This is a genomic window from Occallatibacter sp. (assembly GCF_049802275.1).
GTDB lineage: Bacteria > Acidobacteriota > Terriglobia > Terriglobales > Acidobacteriaceae > Telmatobacter.
Genome location: NZ_JBARMD010000504.1, coordinates 1 through 4,356, shown reverse-complemented (window position 1 = coordinate 4,356; position 4,356 = coordinate 1). Strand labels below are relative to the sequence as shown.

Here is a 4,356-nt window from a genome sequence, read left to right as displayed (position 1 = left end):
ATGCTGGCCTTCGCGCATCCCGACCTCGACCCCCAGGGCGCGGGATTCCATATCAACCAGTCGCTCATCGCGGTCGGCACAGGGGGGCTCACAGGGCGCGGCTACATGGAGGGCATGCAAAAGCTCTTCTATCTCCCCGAAGCCCACACCGATTTCATCTACGCCAACATTGCGGAAGAGCTCGGCTTCATCGGTGCCATCCTCATCCTCACGCTCTTCGTCATCCTCGGATACCGCGGCCTGCGCACTGCCTATCGTTCGACCGATCCGTTTGCGCGCCTCACCGCCTTCGGCATTACGACGGCCATCCTGCTGCAAGCCTTCTTCAACATCAGCGTGGTCCTCTCGCTGCTGCCCACCAAGGGAATCCCCTTACCCTTCATCTCCTCCGGCGGAACAAGCCTCTTCTTCACGCTCGCAGGAATCGGCATTCTCCTCAACATCTCCAAAAAAGTTGATTAGGGAGGCGTCCGTTCAAACTATGCACTTCTAAAACCACAGAAGTGTCATTCCGAGCGCAGCACGCTTGGGGCCCCGTCGCGCATTCGTGCGCGGTGGGGTAAGCGGGGTCCCCACAAACAGGTCCTCGTTTGTGGGGTGAATAAGCGGAGCGAAGGATCTGCTTTTCGCCACCCTGGCTAGCACCGGCCTCTTCTTCACGCTGGCAGGGATCGGCATTCTCATCAACATCTCCAAAAAAAAGTTGATTAGGGAGGCGTCCGTTCAAACTATGCACTTCTAAAACCACAGAAGTGTCATCCTGAGCGGAGCACGCCTGGGGCCCCGTCGCGCATTCGTGCGCGGTGGGGTAAGCGGAGCGAAGGATCTGCTTTTGCCCACTTGGCCAGCACCAGCCTCTTTCACCCTCGCCGGCATCGGCTCCTCCTCAACATCTCGAAGAAGGTGGACTAATACCTCGAACCGGTGACTCGGACGAAACGTAGCCTTCTCAATCTGGCATGGATCGCTCAAAATGCTGTGTAGGAATCTTTTCTCTGCGGCGAGGTAACAAGAATGGATGAGGACACGCGACTGATTGCTGTATCGGTAGAGAGTATTGCACGTCAACCGTACATCCTTCCGAATGGCTCGCTGGCCCAAAGTGCCGTGATTCGCGGCGAGAGCGAGAACCAGGATCTCAACTTTTCGACGCAAACGGGCTTATTGAACTCTGCTCAACTCGAATGCTGCAATGCGCTCGATAAGATGGGTTCAATCGTGGTCGAAGCTCCCGAAAACTGGCGATTCGGGTACTACAATTCGCCGGGAGGATGGCATGAAGCGGTCATCCAGCTGGCGATGAGCAAAGTCGCGAGCATGGCGACGTCGGCGGAAACCCGTGCCGGTGGAGGATACGATCCGGAGGTCGCGAGCGCGATACTAGAAATCACAAGCAAGTCATTTCCGCAGCCCCTTTCGTCGGCCGAGCTGAAATACAACCTGCAGCCACAGCCAACAGACACCGAATTCAAGAATGCGCTTGATGCACTCTTGATCGATGGATATATCAATGCTCCGCACATCCGCGTTGGAGCTTTTGGAAGGCTTCACATACTTGGTCGAATCGGGATCACGGCGGAGGGGCGTAGGCTCCTAAAGAGGTCTCGCTCACCTGAAACCGAGCCTGGAAATACGGTCGTGCAGGGGAACCAGATCAACAATTTCGGTCAGATCGGCGCTCTCGGCGATCACGCCCACGGGGAGGTCAACCTATACTCCTCGGCGGAGACCATAAATGGCGTCGATTTACATGCACTCGCGAATGAACTAGATCTAGTCATCGCGGAGCTTCGAAAAAGCGCATCGTCAAGAGTAGATGATAGACAAATAATGCTAATCGGCAACGCAGCCGAGTCTGCCGAGAAGGGCGATCGCAAAGGGGTAATCTCGTTCCTTTCAAAAGTCGGGAAAGGTGCTCTATTGACAGCGAAGGAGATAGGAACTCACGTTGCGGCAAAGACCCTAGCCGAGTTGATAAAGACGCCATAAGCACTGCTAGAGTAGCAACGAAAGGAACGCAACTCCCCTTCTAGTGTCGTCCCATCTACTCAATTCGGCGTTCCTTCCCCCGCGATAAGAATTCCGCTGTGATCGACCTCACATTCGACCACTCAAAAGTCATGTGACGATAGTCCAAGTTCACGCACATGCAGGCAGATTTGACGTCGCGTGGCGTATCGGTGAGGGGCCGGAAATGGGGTTGCCGGGGCCGAACAAGTGTGAGGCCAGGATGCTGACGAAAGAAAAAGAATATATAAATGCCACCTTATCCATTCGCGTTGTTGAACCGAAAGAGTCCAGCGAGTATGGGCTCTTTCAAACGCAGCAGAACGAAACAGAGGCCAGCGCTGAGTTGTGCGGTCCTCTATTTGAATTCGCAGGGAATGCCCCGCCAACCTTTGCCGAGCGGTTCCCGCGCCTGACGGTCTGTGCGGTATCGATCGCGTTCATCATGGCTGCGATTACTGTGGAGATTTCCTATCTGCGAGGAGCAGGCTACTACTGGCCGTAATCGACATGGTTGAGGGCGGCAATGTCACCTCCGAGGGGATCGTTCAGAACGCATCAGTGGTCGAGGTGAAGTACACCGGCCCGCTTTCCTGAGTTCATGACAGCTACAAATTGAGGGTGCCCCCATCCTTGAATAATTCTCTGATTCAAGGATGGAACGCCCTCGTTCACAATTGGAAGGAGCAGGGGCATTCATGCCCCTGAATGCATTCCCGAAGACGAAGAGCTTTAGCTCCGGAGAAATCAGCCTTTGCCGCCGAACACCTGCGCCAGCACAGCTCCGGCTTCTGCATCCTCAATCACAATTGAGCTGTGAAACTCCAGCACGTCAGCCCACTTTGCCGCACCTGCATAGAGCGCGGTCGGATTGTCGGTTTCATACAGCGCGACGCCGCCGCCCATATCGATTTTGTGCCAGCGGCCGAGTATTTTCACGCCCGGTTCCGGTGCGGCTTGCCCAGCGAGAAATCGACCCACCGCTTCCTTGATGGCTCCCGGACGCACACTCCAAGTCAAAATGGTTTTCATACAGATCGCCTCCAGTTCAGATTTTCTTCGAGGGGAAATGCTCAGCGATGTTCGAAGGCGAGAAGTATAGCGCACAAACATTCACACGCTATGAGGAGCTGTTGGCAACTTCCAACACCGAAACCGCAAAAAATAAATCCGCGAACTTTGCAGGTTATTTCGCGCGTTTCTCTATTGTGGAAATGGGAAGACCTCAACACTCGCGCGAATGGCTGCAAGATCACCGCAACCCCTTTGTTAAGAAATATTTGCCTGTAAGTCCTTTGACAGGAAATATTTGTAACCGCCCGATTTGCCAACCTGCTGAAAACAATGAACATGTGGTGGGAAGGGGGGTGGGGGGTATCCCCTGAATTTTACTGCTGCAGCTTGCAGCGCCTTATTGGGCTGTCAATCCTGTCGCCAGCGACACGAGTCGTTTGGCAATGTCTTCCGCCGCCTGGGGATGAGCTTGCGTCAGCGCCGCCGCCGACATGGCCGCCAGCCGCTCGTGCGAGGTGAGCAGATGGATGAGGCACTCGAGCACCTTTGCGTGATCGGCCAGATCGGGCTCCTTCAGCATCACGGCGGCTCCGGCCTTCACCATCTCCTCAGCGTTGCGCGCCTGGTGATCGTCGGCCGCAGCTGCAAAAGGGACAAGCAGCGCAGGCTTGCCCGCGGCAGCAAGTTCAGCCACCGTTGAGGCTCCGCTGCGAGCCATGACAAGATTGGCTTGCGCAAACCGTGCCGGCATGTCGTCGAGAAATCCGCTTACGTGCCATTGCGCCGGATTCGCGCCGCTCGCCTTGTAGGCAGCTTCGCTTGCGTCAACGTGCCGGGCCCCGGCCTGGTGCAGAATTGTCAGCCCCGGAACAGCCTCAAGCAGAGCCGGCGCGATCGATGGCAGCGTGTTGTTGAAGAGCCGGGCCCCCTGCGATCCGCCAAAGACCAGCAGATGCGGCGCGCCTCCAGTGGCGGGCGGAAGTTTGAAGAACTCCGGCCGCACCGGTATCCCCGTCACCTCCGCGTTGTGAAAGAAAGTGGCCGCTGCCGGAAAATTTACCGCGGCAGCCTGCACTCGTTTCCCCACCAGTCGATTCGCAAGCCCCGGCATGGCATTCGGCTCGAACGCCATCGTCGGCACTCGCAACATCAGCGCCGCAGCCATTCCCGGACCGGAAGCATAACCGCCGACGCCGAACACAACATCGGGTTTGAATTCGCAAATCAACCTGCGACAGGCAAGCAGGCTGCGAGGAATATCGAGCAAGGTGCGAAGCCGCGTGGCCAGCGAGACATTCTTCAGCGGTCCCACTTCGATCAGCCGCAGTTGAAAGC

At 56.5% G+C, this 4,356-nt stretch carries 7 protein-coding genes; 4 read left to right on the top strand and 3 right to left on the bottom strand.

Translation table 11 applies throughout. The features are described from left to right. A partial coding sequence (locus tag WA354_RS17565) for an FtsW/RodA/SpoVE family cell cycle protein (protein ID WP_472814320.1) occupies positions 1-462 on the top strand: 462 nt, incomplete at its 5' end. 27 nt (positions 463-489) lie between these two features. Here the strand turns inward: WA354_RS17565 and WA354_RS17560 are convergent. Beyond that, on the bottom strand, positions 490-684 hold the full coding sequence (locus tag WA354_RS17560) for a hypothetical protein (RefSeq protein WP_472814319.1): 195 nt from the start codon (positions 682-684) through the stop codon (positions 490-492). Between the two features lie 423 nt (positions 685-1,107). Here WA354_RS17560 and WA354_RS17555 point away from each other — a divergent pair, with 423 nt between their 5' ends. After that, complete coding sequence (locus tag WA354_RS17555) at positions 1,108-1,989, top strand: hypothetical protein (protein WP_472814318.1); 882 nt, start codon at positions 1,108-1,110, stop codon at positions 1,987-1,989. A 241-nt stretch (positions 1,990-2,230) separates the two neighbouring features. Next, positions 2,231-2,512, top strand: a complete 282-nt coding sequence (locus WA354_RS17550; protein ID WP_472814317.1) for a hypothetical protein — start codon at positions 2,231-2,233, stop codon at positions 2,510-2,512. Positions 2,513-2,754: 242 nt separating this feature from the next. Here the strand turns inward: WA354_RS17550 and WA354_RS17545 are convergent, their stop codons facing one another. After that, positions 2,755-3,039, bottom strand: coding sequence for a DUF3303 domain-containing protein (locus WA354_RS17545; protein ID WP_472814316.1), 285 nt, complete (start codon positions 3,037-3,039; stop codon positions 2,755-2,757). A 47-nt stretch (positions 3,040-3,086) separates the two neighbouring features. Here WA354_RS17545 and WA354_RS17540 point away from each other — a divergent pair, with 47 nt between their 5' ends. Next, positions 3,087-3,392, top strand: a complete 306-nt coding sequence (locus WA354_RS17540; protein ID WP_472814315.1) for a hypothetical protein — start codon at positions 3,087-3,089, stop codon at positions 3,390-3,392. A 26-nt stretch (positions 3,393-3,418) separates the two neighbouring features. Here WA354_RS17540 and WA354_RS17535 read toward each other — a convergent pair. Continuing rightward, on the bottom strand, positions 3,419-4,356 hold a 938-nt coding region (locus WA354_RS17535), incomplete at its 5' end, for a UDP-N-acetylglucosamine--N-acetylmuramyl-(pentapeptide) pyrophosphoryl-undecaprenol N-acetylglucosamine transferase (RefSeq protein WP_472814314.1).